This is a genomic window from Devosia ureilytica (assembly GCF_024273195.1).
In the GTDB taxonomy this organism is placed as follows: Bacteria; Pseudomonadota; Alphaproteobacteria; order Rhizobiales; family Devosiaceae; genus Devosia; species Devosia ureilytica.
This window is the reverse complement of record NZ_JAMZCU010000004.1, coordinates 350614-370937: the sequence shown is the minus strand read 5'-3', so window position 1 is coordinate 370937 and position 20324 is coordinate 350614. Positions and strand designations below refer to the sequence as shown.

The following is a 20324-nucleotide window of genomic DNA, read 5'->3' as shown; positions in this document are numbered from 1 at the left end:
GCCGCCACCCCCATCGCGCTTCACGCGCAAAGGCTGGCGAAGGTCACGGGCAGAAACACCAGCACACTTGCCAGCAACGCAGCGCGATTGGCCCATCGGGCGGCCGTGGGCAGGATAGCATCAGTGCCATCGGGTCGGGGGCGTGTGCTGAGCCAGATCAGCGGCGCCAGGGCAAAGAGATATATGACGATCAGCACTGGCCTATGCCATGCGCCCCAGCCATAGGCGCAGCCCAGGGCTTGGGCGGCGTAAAGGACAATGAAGGCAATCGACCAGATGGCAAAGCCGGCCACGAGACGCACAAGGCCGTGTCTGGTTCCTTGGCTCATGCCCCGGCCCCTGAATTGCCAAGCAACCAGGCGAGGCCGAGCACCAAAATCGCCACGCCGAGGGCATAGCCGTTCCAGAGCCAGGCCAGAACAAGCCCTGTCTGCCGGCGCGCCGAGACATAGCCCATGATCATGCGCCACAGGCCATGGCTCGCCAGCAGCGCAGCCAACGCGCAATGGAGAGCTGCATAGCCCAACCCCGTGAAAACGACTGCCCGTTGGGCATGGGCGGTGGGTTCGGGGATGGCGATCATGAGCGCGACAAACAGGATCGTTGCCATCGCCTGAGCGATCGCAGCGGCCAGCAGCAACAGATATGCGCTGCCACCGAAGCGGTTGACCCGACCGGCCACATAAGTGCAACCCGCGCCGGCACCACTGGCCAGAGCGGCCAGAATTCCGAGCCAGATCGGCAGGTCGAGCGGCCCCACGCGCTGCCAATTGGGCGCCACCACCAAGAGGAACAGCCCGCCAAACAGCAGTGAGGCGAACAAGGTCCCATCCATCACCAGGGCGGTACGATTGGCAAGGATGGTAACATTGCCCGGCACTTCCACATCGTGGGGCACTGCTTCGCCGCGACCGATATCAACCGGCCCGCGGTCGACCTTGGCGCCGAGGCCAACTGGCCAAACCAGAAACAGAGCGATGGTGGCCAGTGCGCCAAGGGGCGCCAGCCAATAGAGCTTGAACAGCAGCGCCAGGAAGAAACTGGCCGTTGCCATGGCGGTCCAGAGGGGCAGATAGCTCCGACGCGGCAGCGCGATCAGGTGCTCGACTGCACCGGTAGCAATATCGACAGCCAGGGTTTCCTGCGCGCCATTGCGGGCAAAGCCGAGATAGCCGCCGCCGCCTGCCAGCATGGGCCCGATCTCCCCCGGATGGAGCTGGTCGGCTCGCGTCTCAATGCGGGGCAGGGACGCAAAATTATAGGTCGGCGGAGGCGTCGCGGTGGCCCATTCGAGGGTGCCGGCCTGCCATGGGTCGCGCCGAAAGCGGGCGCCGAAGCGGAATTGCAGCACCAAGTCCGCCAGCACCAGCGCAAAACCGATGGTCAGGACAAAGCTGCCGACCGAGGACAGCAGATTGAGCCAGTCCCACCCCCAATTGCTCGGATAGGTGGAGATGCGACGCGGCATGCCCATGAGGCCGGTCAGGTGCATGAGGAAAAATGTGAGGTTGAACCCGATGAGGATCAGCCAGAAGGCCGGCACCGAGAGCCGGTAAAGGCTCTGGCGGCCCGAGACATGCGGCAGCCAGTGGTAAATGGCCGCCAGCATGGGGAAGACGAAGCCGCCAACCAGCACATAATGCAGATGCGCCACCACGAAATAGCTGTCGTGCGCCTGGGTGTTGAAAGGCACCATGGCCAGCATCACCCCCGTCAGCCCGCCGATGACAAAGACGATGAAAAAGCCGGCGATATAGAGCATGGGAATGTCCCAGCGCGGCCTGCCGGAAGCCAGGGTGCCAATCCAGGCAAAGATCTGCACCGCCGTGGGGATGGCGACCAGGGCGCTGGCCGCCGAGAAGAACGCCAGCGCGAGATGCGGAATGCCTACGGTGAACATGTGATGCACCCAGAGCCCGAAGCTCAGGAAGGCCATGGCAACGATAGCGGCAATGATGGCGCGATAACCCAGGATCGGGCGCTGCGCAAAGACCGGAATGATGGTCGAGAGCGCCCCGGCGGCGGGCAGGAAGATGATATAGACCTCAGGGTGTCCGAACAGCCAGAACAGGTGCTGCCAGAGCAGCGGATCGCCGCCCCGGGTCGGGTCAAAGAACGGCAGGTCAAAGGCGCGTTCCAGCTCGAGCAGGATCGACCCCAGGATCAGCGGCGGAAAGCCGATGATCATCATGCCGGCGGTCACCAGCATGTACCAGGCAAAGAGCGGCATCCGATGCAGCGCCATGCCCGGCGCGCGCATCTTGAGGATGGTGACGAACAATTCCACCGCCGCCGTCACGGCCGATATTTCGACAAAGGTGATGCCGAGCAACCAGACATCGGCATTGATGCCCGGCGTATAGGGCCTTGAGCTGAGTGGGGTATACATGAACCAGCCGCCATTGGGGGCAAGGCCGACCAGCATGGCCACGATCAGGATCGAACCGCCGAACAGATAGCACCAGAAGCCGTAGGCGGTGAGGCGGGGAAAGGCCAGGTCGCGCGCGCCCAGCAGCTTGGGCAGCATATAGATGGCGAACCCCTCGAACATGGGAATGGCGAACAGGAACATCATCACCGTGCCATGCATGGTGAAGACCTGATTGTAGATTTCCGGTCCGAGAAAGGCACTGTTCGGCGTTGCCAGCTGCGCGCGGATCAGCATGGAAAGCAATCCGCCGATGGCAAAGAACACCAGTGCCAGCACCATGAAGCGCTTGCCCAGAATGGTATGATTGACGCTGGAAAGCCGCGCCAGACCCGGCGGCGTGCGCCAGATGGCGTCGAGCTGCTTGTGGAGGCGAATAGGGGAGGGGTATTCGCTCAATGCGACGCTCCTTGCATCAGTGCGGCGAACTCCTCGGTGGTGTGCGCTTCGACGCGAAACTGCATGCCGTCGTGTCCCTCACCACAATATTCGGCGCATTGGCCCCAATAGACCCCGGGTTTATCCGCTTCGAGCCGGACGACATTGGTGTGCCCGGGAATGGCGTCTATCTTGCCGCCCAGCCGCGGCACCCAGAAGGCGTGGATGACGTCCTCGGCGGTGACAACGATATCGACCGGCTGTCCTGCCGGCATATGCAGCGTCTGATCTGGCACCGCGTGGCCATCTGGATAGGTGAACGTCCAGAGCCAGCGCTCAGCGTGGGCTTCGATCCGTATCGGCGCATTTCCCCTGGGTAGCAATTGCTCGCCCAGCACCAGCGCCGTGCCGGTGAGCAGCACCAGGACCGGAATGGGCAGCACCAGCCCGCCACCAATGATCCATTGGGCGGGGGTGATGCGCGTGACCCAGGCGGTGCGCAGATAGGCCAGCGCAAACAGCACCATCACAATGGCGAACAGCAGCACAGATCCGGCCAGCATCACCCACCACAGGACGGCCAGATTGGCGGCGCGCGGACCGGCGGGGTCCAGGGTGGAAAGTTCACCGCTGCAACCCGCCAGCAGCAGCGGCGTTGCACCCAGAGCAAGCGTCTTGAACCTGGGGGCCACTCCATGACGGAAATATTGCGCGACGACGAAGAAACCGAGATCCGGGACGAGGAAACGCCGCCCGAGGCGCGTGCCAATCATCCCAATCCCGCCATTCGCGCAGTGGCCGAAAAGGACATCGGTTCGGCTATCGCCGTGGCCGGTCACCCCATCCATGCCATGCTGGTGCACTTTCCCATCGCCTTCGTGGTGGCCACGCTGGGCGTCGACATTTTCTATTGGTGGAATGGCGAGCTGTTCTGGCTCGAGGTCGGCAAGTGGGCCGCAGGCGCCGCCTTTGGCTTCGGCGTATTGGCCGCCGTTGTCGGCACGCTTGAACTGCTGGCCGTTCCGGGCATCCGCGTCCGGGTCGCGAGCTGGAACCACGCTATTGCCGCCATGGTGATGCTGGCTATCGTCGGGGCGAATGCCGGCATGCGCATATACTGGCCCGAGGCCGTGCTCCCCAGTGGCTTGATGCTCTCGGTCCTGGCGACCATGGCTGCGGGCTTTGCCGGTTGGCATGGCGGCAAGCTGGTGTTTGATCATGGCGTCGGCCTCATCATTTCGTCCCGCCAATGAACTGATCCACCAAGTCCGAGAGCGCTCCCGGCGCGAACAGCGCTGCAAGCACAGCCGGCCATTCCATGTCCGGCTTGCCCAGCACCAGCGCCAGAATGGCGGCGATGGCGCCAAGGGTCAGCGCCATGACCACGACGAACCGCCCCAGCGGATAGGCCTTTCCGGGCTCGAACAGCCGCAGGATCATCAGGCCAGAGAAAATGTGGACGCCGGTCATCACCGACACGCCGACCAATTTGGCCGAAAACCAGTTCTCATATGTCCCCTGCATGAAGATCAGCGCCGTACCCGAGCCAATGGCAATAAAGGCGACTGGCGATACCATCACCACATAGAGAAACCGGGTGAAAGCGTGCAGCCGGTGCAGGGGTTCGCCCTCCAATCCCGCCCGCTGCAGGTAGAGCATGGGCAGGGCGACAAGGCCGGCAGACCAGCCCGCAATGGCCGCGACATGAACGAATTTGAGCCACAGGACGATCATTGTTCGGCGGCTCGATTGGGCCTCAAAACGCCCACCAGCCGCCACAGCACCAGCGCCATCAGCGGAAGATTTGCCGGAACCCACATGATCAGACCGGCCAATTGCTGGTCGCCGAGCGGGGCCAGGCCAAAGGCCATCGTCGTGCCTAGATGCGGCAGGTAGAGCGGGGCCGGCGCAAACACCAGCAATGCGCCGAGCAGCCCCATCTGGATGGAACTGGAAAGAGCGCTCAGCCCCGCGGCCAATGGCGCATCATTGCGCAGCAGCGTCAGCCACAGCCAGATAAAACTCCCCGCCAGGGTCGCCTGCATGAGCAGGTAGATGGCTGGGTGTGCGAAGGCCGATGTATAGACGTCCGGCGCATGCCACAGCCACAGGGCCACCGTTGAAACGACGAGCGGCAGCAGCGGTGACGCCTTTCGGCCCCACGCGGGGGGCAACGACAGGGCAACCAGTGGCGCGACCACCATGGTCAGCAGCACGTGGTGACCAACGCGCGCCGAAAGCAGCGCCACGGTCAGCGCGCAGATCGGCGATACGAAGAGGACCGCTGCCAGCAGCCATGCCCCGGCAAGGGCAAGCTGCCGACGGGGAGACGAATGGCGAAGCGTGAAGCCGCCGATCAGACCGATCACGACAAGCGCGACCAGCAACACCGGGTCGAAGTTCCACCCGGCCCAGAGAGTTTCAAGGGTCGGTGGCAATCCGCAGTAACTTTGGTCGAAGGAAAAGGCTGACGCTTGGTCCATTTCCATTCCAATGGAGGCTGGGGGGAGAGGCGGCTAGTTGGTTCCTTCTGGTCCGACACCTTCGGGCAGCGCATAGGCGATGAAATAGTCGCCAATCGGCGTTTCCATGAAGTCGTGCCCACCGGCATTGATCACCACGATCTGGCGACCGCCGGCCTCATAGGTCATGGGCGTGGCCTGGCCGCCGGCCGGCAGTTCCACCTCCCAGATGCGTTCGCCGGTCGCCACGTCGATGGCTCGAAACAGGTCGTCAGTCGCTGCGCCGATGAAGAACAGGCCCGAGGCAGTAATGACGCCGCCGCCATTGTTGGGCGTGCCGATGTCAAAGGGCAGCATGGATGGAATGCCGAACGGCCCATTCTTGCGGGCCGTGCCGAAGGGGCGATCCCAGATCATCTCGCGGGTGTTGAGATCGATGGCCGCGATCCCACCATAGGGCGGCTCCTTGCACAGCATGCCGGTGAAGGGCACGCGCCAGCCGGCATTAACGCGAATGCCATAGGGGGACTCCGCCTGCGGGCTGATCGAGCCATGCGAGCCGGACCCGGCCGATGGGTCGTAGCCGGGGGCGTTGAGCGACACGACGCCCATGGCATCCACTTCCTCGCGCGGCACCAGCTGGTTGTAGTTGGGCATGTTATTGTAATTGGCAATGAGCAGGCCATTGACCGGGTCCACGGCGATGCCGCCCCAATCGGTGCCGCCATTGTAGCCGGGGAACTGGATCCACGGCTTGTCGAGCGTCGGTGGGGTATAGACGCCATCATAGACGGCCTGGCGAAACTGGATGCGGCACCAGAGCTGGTCGAGCGGGGTCGCGCCCCACATCTGCGCCTCGGTGATGTCCGGCTTCAGGAGATTGGGGAAGTCGGTCACATAGGGTTGGGTTGGCGAAAGCCGCTCCGGCTCGACGCCGCCCTGAGGCGCTGGACGCTCCTCTATATTGACCAGCGGTTCGCCCGTCTCACGATTGAGGATATAGAATTGCGCCTGCTTGGACGGCATGATGATCGCCGGCACGGGGCCGTCAGCCGTCGGGAAGTCTACCAGCGAGCCCTGTCCGCCAAGGTCATAGTCCCACACGTCGTAGTGCACGGTCTGGTAGTGCCAGGTGACCTCGCCGGTCTCCACATCAAGAGCGACGATGGCTGTCGAATAGGTGTTTTCGGCTTCCGAGCGGTCGCCGCCCCAATAGTCGACGGCCGAATTGCCCATCGGCACATAGACCAGGCCCAGCTCGTCGTCGCCCGAGGCGATGGTCCAGCTGTTTGGCGTGCCCTCCGTATAGATTTCGCCTTCCGGCGGCAGGCCCTTTTCATTGGGCCTGCCCATATCCCAGGCCCAGTCCAACTCGCCGGTGACAGCGTTGAAGCCACGGATCACGCCGGACGGCGCGCTCAACTCCTGGTTGTCACTAACCTGGCTACCGACGACGAGCACGTCCCGCACCAGTGTCGGAGGCGAGGTGGGCGCGTAAAACCCCGGCGCCGCATCGCCAATACCTTCCATCAGATTGACCATGCCGCCATTACCGAAATCCGGGCATAGCTGGCCGGTTTCGGTATCAAGCGCGATCATCCGGGCATCATGAGTGAGGTTGACCACGCGGCTTGCGCACAGCTCGCCCGCCTCGGCACTTGGGTCCTCAAAATAGACGAGGCCGCGACATGAAGCGTTGTAGCCAACGGCATCGGTGGAAACCTGCGGGTCAAATGTCCAGAACTGACTACCGGTGGCAGCGTCCAGAGCGAAAATCATGTTCATGGCCGAGCAGAGATAAAGCCGGTCTCCGACTTTTACCGGCGTGTTCTGGTTGCCATAGGGCTCATCGTCCTCGGGCAGGTCGCCGGTGCGGAACTCCCAAATCTTCTCGAGCTGTCCGACATTGTCCCTGGTGATCTGGTCGAGCGGCGAATAGCGCAGCGCCCGCTGAGTGCCGCCATAGGCGGGCCAGTCCGCGCCAACCTCTTGCGAGACATAAGTCGGTCCGGCATCAGCAGGCTCCGTGCCAACGGGTTCAGAAGTGGTCGCCGTCGGAGCCGTTGTGGACTGAGGAGGTGCATCGGTTTGCGCGGCCTCATCCGGCGTGGGGGCCGTCACTGGCGCCTCAGGCTGCGCCACGGGTTGGTCAGTCTCCTGCGCCAATGCGGTTTCAACCCCTTGATTGGCAACACTGATGACGCCGGCGGCGCCGGCCAGGGTGACCATCGCTGCAAAGGCACCGCTGCCATATCGGCGCACCGATCCGCGCAGTACTGGCAGGGTGCTCAGCACCAAAAGAAGGACAATCGTGGGAGCCAGGAGCCTTGGCACCTGCGCCCAGCCGTTGAAGCCGGCTTCCCACAATGCCCAGATCAGGGTGAAGACATAGGTCAGCAGGTAGATCCAGACGGCAACCAATTCACGCCGGAACAGAAACCAAGCGGTAAGCACCAGTCCGATGCCCGCCGGCAGGTAGTACCAGGACCCGCCCAAGGTCATTAGCCAGAGACCGCCCGCGGCAATGGGCAGACCAAAAACCAACAACACAAGTCCGACAAACATTGCCCACCAGAACCCAAGCCCCTTGTGGTTCGAACGCAATATTGTTTGATCGGTCATGTGTCCCTCCGCGACGTGCTCTGGTCAGCAACGCCGCAATGCCGACACAGTTCCGCACCGATTGAACTTCAAAACCCTCGCTAGTTTTGTCGCTTCAGAAAGGCCGCCGTTTCCACTTCATCCTCGTCCAACCCGTCCACCGGCTTCAGCCGGCCGGAGCGGCGCAGTTCTCCGGCCGCCCAGGCTTCCGGCACGGCGGGATGCACATAACATTGCCGGCAGACGGCGCGTGTATTGCCCAGACGCGCGGCGACCTGATCGATCACGGCGTTGATGGTGCGGGCCTGACCTGACCGTGTGTCCGGCAGTTCGGTTTGCGAAAACAGTCCAAAAGCGCGAACCGTGGCCGCCCAGGTGCGAAAGTGCTTGGAGGTGAAATCAGCGCCGGCGAAGGTCGCGATGTAGTCGTTCACATCACGCGACGAGATGGCGCAAAGCCCGTTCTCGCCTTGGTACTGGAACAGGTGCTGTCCGGGCATGTCCTGCAGCGATTTGAGGATATTGGCTATCCGGCGATCTGTGAGTTGCAGCCGCCACTGCTTGCCGGATTTCCCCTTGAAGTGGAAATGCAGCTTGGAACCGCTGATGTCCACATGCCGGTTTCGGAGCGTCGTCAATCCAAAGCTCTTGTTGTCCCGGGCATAGACCGGATTGCCCACACGGATGAGGCTGTTGTCCAGCAGCCAGACGACGGACGCCACCACGCGGTCGGCGTTGAAGCTGCGCCGGCGAAGGTCGGCCTGAACCTGTTCCCGAAGCGCCGGCAAGGCCTTGGAGAACGCCCACAGCGTGTCGAACTTCGTGGCGCTGCGGTGCGCCGTCCAGTCGGCATGATAGCGATACTGCTTGCGGCCCTTCTCATCGCGGCCCGTCGCCTGCAAGTGCCCGCAAGCATCCTTGCAAATCCATACATCTTGCCAGGCCGGGGGAATGGCGAGGCTGTTGATGCGCGCAAGATCGGCCTTGGACGGACGGGCGCCTGCGGCATCAACATAAGAAAACCCCGCCCCCCGCCGCTGTCGCCGCCACCCCGGCGTCTCATCGGATGAAAAGACAAGTTTGGGCGCAGGCCCCATTTCATCGGCCCGCATCCGATCCAGCACTATCTTTGCAATCTGCATGGCCCATCGCCTCGTGATCGCGCTGAAAATGCTCAAGGATAGGCAAGCGTTCCCAAAGCGCGCAAAGGTCAACCGGAACGGGCGGCGCAATAGGGCGTTGAATTGGCAAACGCTAACCTCGGGAACCCGCCATGCCTGCTTCGCGTCCAATCTGGAAAGGCCAGTTGCGTTTGTCTCTGGTTGCTATTCCCGTCGAACTGTTCAGCGCCGCCCGCCCCAGCGCCAAGCCCAGCTTTCGGCAAATCCATGAGCCTACCGGAAAGCCCATCCACTATGAAAAAGTGGTGGCCGGGGTCGGCCCGGTCGACAAGGACGAGATCATCAAGGGCTTCGAATACGAGAAGGGTGACTATGTGCTGCTGACCGACGACGAGATTGACGCGGTCAAGCTCGAAACCCGCAAGACGCTGGAGTTGACCCAATTTGTCGGCGCCTGCGAGATCGACCCGATCTTTTACGACAAGTCCTATTTCGTTGTGCCCACCGATGAACTGGCCGAAGACGCGTTCCGGGTCATTCGCGACGCGCTGCGCAAAACCGAAAAAGTGGGGCTGGGACAGCTCTCCATGCGTGGCAAGGAATATCTGGCGGCCATCAAACCCAGCGGTACCGGGTTGATGCTGGAAACGCTTCACTACGAAGAAGAAATCCGCAAGGCCGATCCCTTCTTCTCGCAGATTTCTGCCAAGAAGGCCGAGGACGACCTGCTCGATGTCGCAACGGCGCTGATCGACAAGAAAACCGCTCCCTTTGATGCAGGCGCCTTCAAGGATCACTATCAGAGCGCGCTCAAGGAACTGATCCAGCGCAAGATGAAGGCCAAGGGGCGCAAGATTACCGCAGCAAAGGACGAGGCGCCCGAGCGCCCCAGCGGCGAGAATGTCGTCGATCTGATGGCGGCGCTCAAGCAAAGCCTCGAGGGTGGCACAAAGAACAAGTCGACAGCCAAAAAGCCTGCCGCAAGCAAGCCCACGACGCGCAAGAAGGCCAGCTGATCATGGTGACCAAGGCGCAGGACCTGCTCAAGGACTACAAGGCCAAGCGCAATTTTGCCAAAACCCAGGAACCGGCCGGTGCCGCGCCCAAGGGCGGCAAGGCGGGGCGAGCAAGCTTCGTGGTGCAAAAGCATGATGCGACGCGGCTGCACTATGATTTCCGCATCGAGCTCGATGGTGTCTTGAAAAGCTGGGCGGTAACCAAAGGGCCATCGAATAATCCCGGCGACAAGCGCCTCGCCGTTCGCGTCGAGGACCACCCGCTGGAATATGGGGGCTTTGAGGGCACGATTCCCGAGGGCGAATATGGCGGCGGCACCGTGATGCTGTGGGATCGCGGCAGTTGGGAGCCCATCGGCGATCCACATGAAGGCCTGGAAAAGGGCGATCTGAAACTGAGGCTCTTCGGCGAACGCATGAAGGGCGAATATGTGCTGGTGCACATGAAGGGGCGCGACACCAAGCGCCGCTCCGGGCCGGATCGTGAAAACTGGCTGCTGATCAAGCACCGGGATAGTTATGCCCGCGACAAGGATACGCTGACCAGCCGCTTCACCCGGTCGGTCGCGACGGGACGCGACTTCAAGGGCATTGCCAGTGGTGCCACACCGGCCAAGACGTCGAGCGTACCGGCCGAGGCCGTGTGGCATTCGGACCCGGAGGAAGCCGAAAAGGCCGACCAGAAAACACGCGTCATGGCTGAGGCAAAATCGGGGGCTGCTCCCGCCTTCCATCCGGTGCAGTTGGCTACCCTCGTCGACAGTATTCCATCTGGCGATGGCTGGTTGTTCGAGATGAAGTATGACGGCTACCGCTGCCTTGCTGCCGTGGCGGGGGACAGCGTGCGCCTCTACACCCGCAATGGCCTCGACTGGACCGAGCAGTTCGGCGCGCTGGTCGAACCCTTGCAGAAGCTCAAGATTGGTTCGGCGCTCATCGATGGCGAAATTTGTGCCTTCGACGAGAAGGGGCGCACCGATTTCTCGACGCTCAAGAATGTGCTCTCCAATGGCGGGCGACTGGAGTTCTTTGCTTTTGACCTGCTTGAGGCCGATGGCAAAGATTTAAAGACACTGCCGCTTGTGGAGCGCAAGACACGGCTCGAAAAGCTGCTCACCAAATCGGGCAGAAAAGACCCCGTGCAATATTCATCGCACGTCGCCGGTCATGGCCAGAAAGTGCTCGATGCCCTCTGCCGCGACGGCCATGAAGGGGTCATCGCCAAGCGCGCCAACGCGCTCTATCGCGGCGAGCGGACCAAGGACTGGCTCAAGATCAAATGCCTCAAGCGACAGGAGTTTGTCATCGGCGGCTGGTCGCCATCGGCCAAGCGCCGCGGCTTTGCCTCACTGCTGCTGGGGACGATGGAAGGCGGCAAGCTGCATTATCGCGGGCGCGTCGGCACGGGCTTCAACCAGGATATGCTCGCCGAATTGAGAGAAAGGCTGGACAAGCTACACAGCAAGACCAGCCCCTTTGTTGCGGTGCCTGCCGACATCGCCCGCACCGCCAAATGGGTGAAGGCCGACCTTGTTGCCGAGATCGCTTTCACCGAACTGACCGGCGACGACATCCTGCGTCACCCCAGTTTTGTCGGTCTGCGCGGCGACAAGCCTGCCAAGGAGGTCCGAATGGAAGAAGCGCAGCCCATCGAGGATGATGGCGAGGCCGTAGCCGAAAAACTTGGCGTGCGGCTGACCTCGCCCGAGCGCGTGGTCTATCCGGGGCAGGGCATCACCAAGTCGCAATTGGTCGCCTATTACGAAGACGTGGCCAAGGCCATGTTACCCCACATCAAGGATCGCCCGCTGAGCCTGGTGCGTTGCCCACAAGGTCGCGCCAAGCATTGCTTCTTCCAGAAGCACGACACCGGCGGATTTCCCGAGCAAATCCATTCGAAGGCCGTTGTCGAAAAGGACGGTGACAAGAAGGACTATTTCTTTGTCGACGACCTGGCCGGCCTCGTTGCCGGGACGCAGATGAATGTGCTTGAGTGGCACATCTGGGGGTCTGGTTTTGCCGATATCGAGAAGCCGGATCGGCTGGTTTTCGACATAGACCCAGACGAAGAATTGGGCTTTTCCGCCATTACTGCTGCCGCAATCGACATTCGTGACCGGTTGAAAGACCTGGGCCTGACCAGCTTCCCCATGGTCTCGGGCGGCAAGGGTATCCATGTCATCGTGCCGCTCAAGCCGGCAGCTGAATGGCCCGCGGTAAAGGCCTTCTGCAAGGATTTCGCCCAGCAGATGGCCGAGGACGAACCGAACCGCTACACCGCCAGCATCTCAAAGGCGCGGCGCAAGGGGCGGCTGTTCATCGATTACCTGCGCAATGAGCGGGGCTCCACCGCGATTGCCCCGTTCTCGGTACGCTCGCGCGAAGGTGCCCCCGTTGCGGTGCCGGTGGGTTGGGACGAGGTGCACAAGCTCAAGGCCGCCAATGCCTTCTCACTGGCAGCGGCTGCGGAGCGCGCGCAGGACAATGCCTGGCCCAATTATTTCCGGCAAAAGCAGAAGCTGGACCCGGAGGTCTTGGGCGGCCGGAACGCATGATTTCGGCGGCAGGTTTCACGCCGAGGCGCGGCGGACCAGTTCAAAGCCGACATCGTGCACCGCCTGCAGGCTGGCGCTGGCAGAGAAGCGGTCAACCAGCGCATTAGCGGCCACCTGGCCAAGGATTTGCCGGTCGATGCGAATACTGGTCAGTGCCGGTTCGGTCATGGCGGCGAACTCCTGGTCGCCGAAGCCGATGACGGCAACGTCTCGCGGCACGGACAGTCCGCGTGCATTGGCTTCGATCAGCACACCCTGGGCGAACTGGTCGGAGCTGCAGAACAGCACCGTTCCCGGCTCCATCCCCTGTTCGATCAATTGCGACAGTGCCTGCCGCCCCAGGCCCAGCGTTGCGGATGCGGAAAAATCGACGCTTGCCACCGGGTGATTGCTGCGCTTGCCGAACCGAACGGCGAATGCGTCGCGGCGGCGTACGGCGCGCTCGTCACTGGCGGTGATGGTTGCGGCGTGGCTGTAGCCGGCCTCGATGGCAAAGTCTGCTGCGGCCTGCCCGGCGTCGACGTGGGAGAACCCGACACAGCAATCAATGGGCGTATCGGAAACGTCCCAGACTTCCACGACGGGAATGCCGGCATTGAGCAGCATGCGCCGGGCTCCCGCACTATGCCGTGTGCCGGTCAGGAGGATCGCATCGGGCCGCCGCGAGAGATGCGTGGCAATGGCCTTTTCCTCGCGGTCGAGGTCAAAGCCGGTTTCCGACAGCATGATCTGGTAGCCATGGCCCCACATGATGTCGGAAAAGGCATGCAGCATGCTCGAATAGACGATGTTGGTGACCGAGGGGACCAGCGCCGCAATCAGGTTGGATTTGTTCGACGCCAACGCACCGGCGACCGCATTGGGTACATAGCCGGTGCGGGCAATGGCATCCTGAATGCGTTGCAAGGTTTCCGGCGACACCTTGCCCGGCGAGGACAGGGCCCGCGAGACAGTAACCTGGGAGACGCCCGCCAGCCGTCCGACCTCGGCCATGGTGACGCCGCTGCCTCGGCGAATCTGCGCTGGGTCCCTGGATCGGTGTGCCATGGAACGCTCTTACTGAAACCCCGCTTTGCCGCCAAGGGTCAACCTGCGGCCGCCGCAGTCGCGCGGTTGTTGCGAGCCATGACAATCGAGAGGGCGACAGAGCCGATGATGAGGACCCAAAGGATGACGGCAATCCAGCTCTTGGTGAAAAAGATGGTCAGGTCGCCGAATGACTCGAGGCTTTTGACGAAGTAGATTTCCGCCGACGGCCCCAGGATGAAGCCGATGATGAACGGCGCGACTTCGAGCCTGAGCTTGGTCGCCAGCCAGCCAAACACGCCAAAGATGAGCAGCGTCCAGACGTCGAACATGATGCCGTAATTGATGGTGTAGGCGCCAATGACGCACATCATCAGGATGACCGGGTAGAGAATGTGCTTGGGCACCGCCACCACCATCGCAAACCAGCGAATGGCGAAATACATCATCACGAACATGGCCAGGTTGGCGATGATCATGGCAACGATCATGGCATTCCAGGTGTCGCCATTATTGCCGATGAACAGCGGCCCGACCTGGATGCCCTGCAATGCAAAGGCGCCGATCAGCAGCGCCGTGGTGCTGTCGCCGGGAATGCCGAGAGAGAGCAGCGGCACCAGCGCGCCACCCGTAAGGCCATTGTTGCCGGCTTCGGAGGCAATGACCCCCGCAGGCTCGCCCTTGCCGAAGCGTTCAGGGTGTTTTGAAGTGGTCTTGGCGGCTGTGTAGGACAGAATCGAAGCCGCAGAACCGCCAACGCCGGGCAGGATGCCGACGAAAGTGCCGATGCCCGACGAACGAATGAGGTTCAGCACCTGTCCCTTGAACACCGAGAAGGAGAAGCGCGAATGGGCGCCCACTTCGATCTGCTTGAGTGACATGCCCTTGGGCATGCCCTTTTCGGCTTCCTCCAATATGGCGGTGAGACCGAAGAGTGCGATCAGCACCGGCAGGAGCGAAAAGCCGCCTTCGAGCCAATAATCGGTGCCCGGCGGGATCAGTCGGAAATGGCCATTGCCGCCATCGGTCACATCATAGACGCCGATCAGGCTGACGAAGATGCCCAGAAAGCCCGAGAAAATGCCGAGCAGCATATTGCTCGACAGCGCCGCCATGACGGTCAGCGCAAAAAGGATGATGAGGAACTTCTCCACATAGGAGAAGCGAATGGCGAAATCGGCCAGCGCGGGCGCGAAGAAGTAGAGCGCAGCCAGCGAAATCAATCCGCCGACCAGCGACGCGAAAATGCCGATGCGCAGGGCCTTCTCGCCTTCACCGCGCTGGGCCATGGGGTAGCCGTCGAAACAGGTCGTGATCGAGGATGGTGTCCCCGGAATTCCAAGCAGGATGGCAGGGACCAGACCGCCCGAAATGCCGCCGACATAAAGCCCCAGCAATAGCGCCAAGCCGTTCTCGAGCCCGAGCGAATAGGTAAGCGGCAGGCAGATGGCGACGGCCATGGTGGCGGTCATGCCGGGGATGGCGCCGAAAATGATACCGACCAGCGTGCCGCCGATGGCCAGCAGCACGAAGAGTGGCGAGATGAGCCCGAGGAAATCCATGATCGTATTGCTCCGGCTCAGGGCAGGGTGAGGTAAAAAATGTCGCTGAACAGCCACCAGACCAGCAAGGGTCCGGCCAGCGCGATGATGAGCACCGGCACCATGGAGCGCAGCGTGCGCTCATGCATGAACAGGATGCCCGTCAACGCCACGAAGGGGATCGAGCACAGCAGGAACCCCATGCCGGTGTTGGGCCAGAAGTCTCCCACCGGCACCATCAGCGAAAAATAGAGAATGGTCAGGCCGAGGCCGCCAAAGAAGCGTGGCTTATCCATTTTGGACAAGGTTTCGCGCCACATGGCCCCCGATCCCAGCACTTCGCGTTGCTGCGTGATGAGGATGGCGGCGCCAAGGATCAGCAAGACGATGCCGATCAGTGTCGGGAAGATGAGATGGGAGGTCGCAAAGTCGACCTCCACGCGGGTCCATTCGCCCATGACCAATTTCCGATCCAAATGTGAGCAAGTCCCGGCCGGAACAACCGGCCGGGACCGAGAGGTCGGGGAAAGCCTATTCGGCCTTGAGATCGTTGATGATCCCGCCGATGCGTTCACTCTTGGCGCTCAGATGCTCCAGCGCCTCGGCGCGGGGCAGGTAGTTGGGGATGAAGAAGGCTTCGGCCTGGCGCTTCTGGATTTCGCCTTCGGCATAGATTTCGGCCAGCGCGGTGTCGATGGCATCCATCAGGGCCGGGTCCATGTCCTTGTTGTAGAGCAGGAAAAATTCCTTGTCGAAGGCGAAGTCCTCGGTGCCATCCAGGGTCACGCTGGTGGCCGGGCTGGCATATTGCAGGAAGTCCGCACGGGTGGTGGCGCCCATGCCGGCTTCCGGCGCCTGGTCAAGTGTAGCCGGGCGGGCGGTGATCCAGACAAAGCGCATGGCCTTCGGATCGTCGGCGGGCAGTTGGGTGAACTGCTCATTGGCCTGGATCGAGCCATTGATGACATCGGCCAGATCGTCCCACATGGCCTGGTTCTTGTCGGCCTGCGAGCCGGTATTGACCGCGACGATGTTTTCTTCAGAGCCGGGCGAGCGGACCTTGGCTGCATTGCGCATGGCCGTGAAGCCGATTTCGGAGACGCCACCGGGCTGGATGGCGACGCGCACCTTGGTGCCATCGGCGGCGGCGGTCAGAATGTCATCCATGCTCTGGTAGGGCGAATCCGCCGGCACAAGGAAGCTGTCGCCGGGATTGATGGCGACGGTCGGCCCGATCACGTAATTGGCGAACGGGTCGTCATTGCCCGGCACGCCATAGAGATAGGATAGATAGATCTGGTCGTGGTGCAGCATGATCGTGGTGCCGCGCGCGTCGCGCTCCAGCGCCTTGAGACCCTCGCTGGTGCCCACCGGATCGACCTTGATGTTGATGCCCAGGTGCGAAGACAGTGCCTCGGCGACGATGGCCGAGTTCTGGTAGGTGTCGCCGCCGGTCGAAGTCGAGCCGATCACCATGCGGATATTGCCGGGCAGATTTTGAGCATGGGCCACCAGAGGCGTGGTTACCAGCAGGGCTGCGCTCAAGGCAGCAAGAACTATGCGTCGATTGATCATGATTGGACCTCCCAGGCCGCCTACGGGCGGCGCGTTTCACGGGGCGGCGGGCGTCCTCCTGCCCGACCGCGTCGGATGCGCTATGTATGCGCTTTCATTGTCATGCCGCACCCAGGGCTGGATTGTCAATGGTAGTCCATAAATGATGCTGTTATGAGCGGCGCGGCGTTGACATCGATCTGTGTATACGCATACACAATCAAGCCAAATGCGGAGGAGCAAATGAACGGAAAATCGCGCAAAGGCGCCGCCCAATTGCGGTCTGCCCGCTGGTTTGCGCCGGACGACCTGCGCAGCTTTGGCCACCGTTCCCGGCTGATGCAGCTGGGTTTCTCGGAAGAGGATTTCATGGGAAAGCCGGTCATCGGCATTCTCAATACCTGGTCCGAACTCAATTCGTGCCACAGCCATTTCCCCGAACGGGTGGAAGCGGTCAAACGCGGCGTGGCCCAGGCCGGTGGCTTTGCCGTAGAACTGCCGACCTTGTCGGTGGACGAAAGCTTCACCAAGCCGACCTCGATGCTCTATCGCAACATGCTGGCCATGGAAGTCGAGGAAATGATCCGCTCGCACCCGCTCGATGGCGTGGTGCTGATGGGCGGCTGTGACAAGACCACGCCGGGCCTTGTGATGGGCGGCATCACCGCCGGCGTGCCCATGATTTACTTGCCGGCTGGGCCCATGCTGCGCGGCAACTATGCGGGCAAGGCCTTGGGGTCGGGTTCCGACGCCTGGAAATATTGGGACGAACGTCGCGCCGGAAATGTCAGCGACGAGCAATGGCGCGGCGTGCAGGGCGGCATCGCCCGCTCTGCCGGTGTCTGCATGACCATGGGCACCGCTTCGACCATGACCGCGATTGCCGATGCGCTAGGCCTGACCTTGCCGGGGGCGTCGTCCATTCCGGCCGTTGACTCAGCCCATACCCGCATGTCGGCCGATTGCGGCCGGCGCATTGTCGATATGGTCTGGGAAGATTTGACGCCGGACCAGATCGTTACCGAAGCCGCGGTGCGTAATGCGGCCATCGTTGCCATGGCCACCGGCTGCTCGACCAATGCAGTGGTGCATTTGATCGCCATGGCGCGCCGTGCTGGGGTGGAACTTTCGCTGGATGACCTCGATGCACTGGGTCGCACGACGCCGCTGCTTGCCAATGTCCGGCCCTCGGGCAAGGACTACCTGATGGAGGACTTCTATTTTGCCGGGGGCCTTTTGGCGCTGATCAAGCAGATTGCCGGCCGGCTCGATACTTCGGCCATCACCGCCAATGGACGCACGCTGGGCGAGAATATCGCCGAGGCGGTGGTCTATAATGACGATGTTATCCGCCCGCTCTCCAACCCAGTGTATCACGAAGGCTCGCTCGCCGTGCTGCGGGGTAATCTCTGCCCCGATGGCGCCATCATCAAGCCTGCGGCCTGCGATCCGAAATATTATGTGCACGAGGGGCCGGCGCTGGTTTTTGACAGCTACCCCGAGATGAAGAAGGCCATCGACGACGAGACCCTGGACGTTACGCCCGATCATGTGCTGGTGCTGCGCAATGCTGGGCCTCAGGGCGGGCCGGGCATGCCCGAATGGGGCATGCTTCCTATCCCCAAGGCGCTGATCAAGCAGGGTCATCGCGACATGTTGCGCATTTCCGACGCGCGCATGTCCGGCACCTCCTATGGCGCCTGCGTGCTGCATGTGGCGCCCGAAAGCTTCATCGGCGGGCCGCTGGCGCTGCTCAAGACGGGCGATATGGTTCGCCTCGACCTGCCCAATCGGCGTCTCGACATGGTGGTCAGCGAAGACGAGCTGGCGCTTCGGCGCGCGGCATGGACACCGCCAGCCCCGCATTTCGAGCGCGGCTGGGGCTGGATGTACTCAAAACATGTCACCCAGGCGGACAAGGGCTGCGACTTCGACTTCCTTGAACGCAATTTCGGCCGGGCCGCTGGCGAACCCGACATTTTCTAGGCAAGGGCAACGCAATGACACTTTCGCTCGATAAGGCCCTGACCGGTATTTCCGGCATCCTGGTCACCCCCTATGACGAAAAAGGCGATGTAGCGCCGGATCGGCTTGCGCCCATTCTCGACCGCGCGCTTGGTGCTGGCCTCCACATGCCGGTGGTCAATGGCAATACCGGCGAATTTTACGCCCTCACCACCGATGAAGCCTCGATCATGGTGCGCGACGTGGTGCGCCTGGTGGATGGCCGGGCGCCGGTACTGGCTGGCATCGGTCGCGGCGTTCGCGATGCGACCGCACTGGCCCGCGTCTCGGCGGAAGCCGGGGCGACGGCGCTGATGGTGCACCAGCCGCCCGACCCCTTCGTCGCCCCGCGTGGCGTCGTGGACTACCTGAAGGCGATTGCCGATGCCTCGGGCGGATTGCCGATGATGCTCTATCTGCGCAATGACGCCATCGGCACCAAGGCGATTGCCGATCTCTGCGCCTTGCCACAGGTCAAGGGTATCAAATGGGCGACGCCCAATCCGCTCAAGTTGGCGGAGGCCAAGGCCGCCTGCGATCCGTCGCTGGTCTGGGTCGGCGGGCTGGCCGAAGTCTGGGCGCCGGCCTTTTACGCCGTTGGCGCGCGAGGGTTCACCTCGGGGCTTATCAATGTCTGGCCTGAACGCTCTCTGGCCATTCACGCAGCGCTTGAGGCCGGGAAATACGCGGACGCCAATGAACTCATCGCCGGCATGAAGGCATTTGAGGACATCCGCGCCGAAGAAATGAACGGCGCCAATGTCACCGGGGTCAAGGCCGCCCTTTTGGCCCTCGGCCGCGACTGCGGACCGACGCGCCCGCCCTCGGCCTGGCCGCTGACCACGGCGCAGCAGGCTAAGCTCGATGCTTTCATCGCCCAAAACAATCTGATTTGAGGACCGGTCAAATGGACAACAATCTGCGCGACAAGCTCGCAAATGTTTCGGTCGCAACCTTGGCCACGGCGCTGTTCAAGCGCGGGCTGCGCAATCAAGTGATCCAGGGCGTGCACCCGGTCCGGGCCAAGGGCGCCAACATGGTGGGCCCGGCCTATACGCTGCGCTACATTCCCGCCCGCGAGGACCGGAACCAGTTGAGCGAGTTCCGTAACCCCGAGCACCCTCAGCGCGTTGCGGTGGAAAGCTGCCCGGCGGGCCACGTCCTGGTGATGGATAGCCGCAAGGACCCGCGTGCCGCTTCGGCAGGCGATATTCTGGTCACGAGGCTGATGGTGCGCGGTGTGGCCGGCGTGGTCACCGATGGCGGTTTCCGCGATGCGGCAACCATCGGCAATCTCGATATTCCCGCCTATCACTCACGCCCCTCCAGCCCGACCAATCTCACCCTGCACGAGGCGCTCGACCTCAACGTACCGATTGGTTGTGGCGACGTCGCCGTGTTCCCCGGCGATATTCTGGTGGGCGATGATGACTGCGTTATCGTCATCCCTCAGGCCATCGCCCCGGAGGTCGCCGACGAGGCGGTCGAAATGACCGCCTATGAGGATTTTGTGGTCGAAAAGGTCAAGTCCGGCACGCCGGTCATTGGTCTCTACCCGAGGACCCAGGAGCATTTCACTGACGAGTTTGCAGCCTGGCGCAAGTCCAATAACCGCTGACCATTGCCTGGAGCCCGGGA

At 62.3% G+C, this 20324-nt stretch carries 17 protein-coding genes; 6 read left to right on the top strand and 11 right to left on the bottom strand.

The genetic code is table 11. The features are described 5' to 3' along the window. Positions 1 to 20: 20 nt before the first annotated feature. Genes NIM87_RS13150 through coxB form a run of 3 tightly spaced genes read right to left on the bottom strand, consistent with a single transcriptional unit; the run spans position 21 to position 3498 of the window. A complete protein-coding gene (locus NIM87_RS13150) occupies positions 21 to 329 on the bottom strand; it encodes a hypothetical protein (protein ID WP_254675143.1) in 309 nt (102 codons plus the stop codon). Beyond that, entirely contained in the window at positions 326 to 2827 is a 2502-nt protein-coding gene (gene ctaD, locus NIM87_RS13145) for a cytochrome c oxidase subunit I (RefSeq protein WP_254675142.1), read from the bottom strand. Before ctaD ends, NIM87_RS13150 begins: the two co-directional genes overlap by 4 nt. Then, positions 2824 to 3498, bottom strand: a complete 675-nt coding sequence (coxB, locus tag NIM87_RS13140) for a cytochrome c oxidase subunit II (protein ID WP_254675141.1) — start codon at positions 3496 to 3498, stop codon at positions 2824 to 2826. Before coxB ends, ctaD begins: the two co-directional genes overlap by 4 nt. A 3-nt stretch (positions 3499 to 3501) precedes the next feature. Between coxB and NIM87_RS13135 the strand changes: the two genes are divergently transcribed. Next, positions 3502 to 4059, top strand: coding sequence for a DUF2231 domain-containing protein (locus NIM87_RS13135; protein ID WP_254675140.1), 558 nt, complete (start codon positions 3502 to 3504; stop codon positions 4057 to 4059). On the opposite strand, the gene NIM87_RS13130 is transcribed toward NIM87_RS13135, so the two are convergent. From NIM87_RS13130 to NIM87_RS13115, 4 genes are all read right to left on the bottom strand, one after another. Next, positions 4040 to 4540 (bottom strand): CopD family protein, encoded by a 501-nt coding sequence (locus tag NIM87_RS13130; protein WP_254675139.1) that lies wholly within the window; start codon positions 4538 to 4540, stop codon positions 4040 to 4042. The two genes, NIM87_RS13135 and NIM87_RS13130, sit on opposite strands and share 20 nt — an antisense overlap. Continuing rightward, positions 4537 to 5289: a cytochrome c oxidase assembly protein gene (locus NIM87_RS13125; protein ID WP_254675138.1), complete on the bottom strand. Its 753-nt coding sequence runs from the start codon at positions 5287 to 5289 to the stop codon at positions 4537 to 4539. The genes NIM87_RS13130 and NIM87_RS13125 overlap by 4 nt, the downstream gene beginning before the upstream one ends. Positions 5290 to 5322: 33 nt before the next feature. Then, positions 5323 to 7890, bottom strand: coding sequence for a membrane-bound PQQ-dependent dehydrogenase, glucose/quinate/shikimate family (locus NIM87_RS13120; RefSeq protein WP_254675137.1), 2568 nt, complete (start codon positions 7888 to 7890; stop codon positions 5323 to 5325). 80 nt (positions 7891 to 7970) lie between these two features. Further along, positions 7971 to 9011, bottom strand: coding sequence for a DNA topoisomerase IB (locus NIM87_RS13115; RefSeq protein ID WP_254675136.1), 1041 nt, complete (start codon positions 9009 to 9011; stop codon positions 7971 to 7973). Positions 9012 to 9142: 131 nt separating this feature from the next. On the opposite strand from NIM87_RS13115, the gene ku reads away from it, so the two are divergent. Together ku and ligD are read left to right on the top strand one after the other, a co-directional pair. Further along, the gene (gene ku / locus NIM87_RS13110) at positions 9143 to 10006 is read left to right on the top strand and encodes a non-homologous end joining protein Ku (RefSeq protein WP_254675135.1); all 864 of its coding nucleotides are present in this window, start codon (positions 9143 to 9145) and stop codon (positions 10004 to 10006) included. Between the two features lie 5 nt (positions 10007 to 10011). Continuing rightward, positions 10012 to 12561, top strand: coding sequence for a DNA ligase D (ligD, locus tag NIM87_RS13105; protein ID WP_408640075.1), 2550 nt, complete (start codon positions 10012 to 10014; stop codon positions 12559 to 12561). A gap of 15 nt (positions 12562 to 12576) precedes the next feature. Here the strand turns inward: ligD and NIM87_RS13100 are convergent, their stop codons facing one another. The 4 genes from NIM87_RS13100 to NIM87_RS13085 form a co-directional block, all read right to left on the bottom strand. Beyond that, positions 12577 to 13608, bottom strand: coding sequence for a LacI family DNA-binding transcriptional regulator (locus NIM87_RS13100; protein WP_254675133.1), 1032 nt, complete (start codon positions 13606 to 13608; stop codon positions 12577 to 12579). A 38-nt stretch (positions 13609 to 13646) separates the two neighbouring features. Next, positions 13647 to 15149: a tripartite tricarboxylate transporter permease gene (locus NIM87_RS13095; RefSeq protein ID WP_254675132.1), complete on the bottom strand. Its 1503-nt coding sequence runs from the start codon at positions 15147 to 15149 to the stop codon at positions 13647 to 13649. 17 nt (positions 15150 to 15166) lie between these two features. Continuing rightward, a complete protein-coding gene (locus NIM87_RS13090; protein WP_254675131.1) occupies positions 15167 to 15586 on the bottom strand; it encodes a tripartite tricarboxylate transporter TctB family protein in 420 nt (139 codons plus the stop codon). A gap of 73 nt (positions 15587 to 15659) precedes the next feature. Then, a complete protein-coding gene (locus tag NIM87_RS13085; protein WP_254675130.1) occupies positions 15660 to 16703 on the bottom strand; it encodes a type 2 periplasmic-binding domain-containing protein in 1044 nt (347 codons plus the stop codon). A gap of 222 nt (positions 16704 to 16925) precedes the next feature. Here NIM87_RS13085 and araD point away from each other — a divergent pair, with 222 nt between their 5' ends. The 3 genes from araD to NIM87_RS13070 are packed head-to-tail and all read left to right on the top strand — an operon-like array spanning position 16926 to position 20304. Beyond that, positions 16926 to 18668: an L-arabinonate dehydratase gene (gene araD / locus NIM87_RS13080; RefSeq protein WP_254675129.1), complete on the top strand. Its 1743-nt coding sequence runs from the start codon at positions 16926 to 16928 to the stop codon at positions 18666 to 18668. Positions 18669 to 18682: 14 nt separating this feature from the next. Continuing rightward, positions 18683 to 19582: a dihydrodipicolinate synthase family protein gene (locus tag NIM87_RS13075; protein WP_254675128.1), complete on the top strand. Its 900-nt coding sequence runs from the start codon at positions 18683 to 18685 to the stop codon at positions 19580 to 19582. 11 nt (positions 19583 to 19593) lie between these two features. Beyond that, complete coding sequence (locus NIM87_RS13070) at positions 19594 to 20304, top strand: ribonuclease activity regulator RraA (RefSeq protein WP_254675127.1); 711 nt, start codon at positions 19594 to 19596, stop codon at positions 20302 to 20304. Positions 20305 to 20324 lie beyond the last annotated feature (20 nt).

Coding starts and splice junctions, on each gene's coding strand:
- NIM87_RS13125 (WP_254675138.1), bottom strand. CDS start 5,289: ATGGACCAAGCGTCAGCCTTTTCCTTCGACCAAAGTTACTGCGGATTG.
- NIM87_RS13115 (WP_254675136.1), bottom strand. CDS start 9,011: ATGCAGATTGCAAAGATAGTGCTGGATCGGATGCGGGCCGATGAAATG.
- NIM87_RS13075 (WP_254675128.1), top strand. CDS start 18,683: ATGACACTTTCGCTCGATAAGGCCCTGACCGGTATTTCCGGCATCCTG.
- NIM87_RS13150 (WP_254675143.1), bottom strand. CDS start 329: ATGAGCCAAGGAACCAGACACGGCCTTGTGCGTCTCGTGGCCGGCTTT.
- NIM87_RS13100 (WP_254675133.1), bottom strand. CDS start 13,608: ATGGCACACCGATCCAGGGACCCAGCGCAGATTCGCCGAGGCAGCGGC.
- ku (WP_254675135.1), top strand. CDS start 9,143: ATGCCTGCTTCGCGTCCAATCTGGAAAGGCCAGTTGCGTTTGTCTCTG.
- NIM87_RS13085 (WP_254675130.1), bottom strand. CDS start 16,703: ATGATCAATCGACGCATAGTTCTTGCTGCCTTGAGCGCAGCCCTGCTG.
- NIM87_RS13095 (WP_254675132.1), bottom strand. CDS start 15,149: ATGGATTTCCTCGGGCTCATCTCGCCACTCTTCGTGCTGCTGGCCATC.
- NIM87_RS13130 (WP_254675139.1), bottom strand. CDS start 4,540: ATGATCGTCCTGTGGCTCAAATTCGTTCATGTCGCGGCCATTGCGGGC.
- NIM87_RS13070 (WP_254675127.1), top strand. CDS start 19,594: ATGGACAACAATCTGCGCGACAAGCTCGCAAATGTTTCGGTCGCAACC.
- NIM87_RS13135 (WP_254675140.1), top strand. CDS start 3,502: ATGACGGAAATATTGCGCGACGACGAAGAAACCGAGATCCGGGACGAG.
- NIM87_RS13120 (WP_254675137.1), bottom strand. CDS start 7,890: ATGACCGATCAAACAATATTGCGTTCGAACCACAAGGGGCTTGGGTTC.
- araD (WP_254675129.1), top strand. CDS start 16,926: ATGAACGGAAAATCGCGCAAAGGCGCCGCCCAATTGCGGTCTGCCCGC.
- NIM87_RS13090 (WP_254675131.1), bottom strand. CDS start 15,586: ATGGGCGAATGGACCCGCGTGGAGGTCGACTTTGCGACCTCCCATCTC.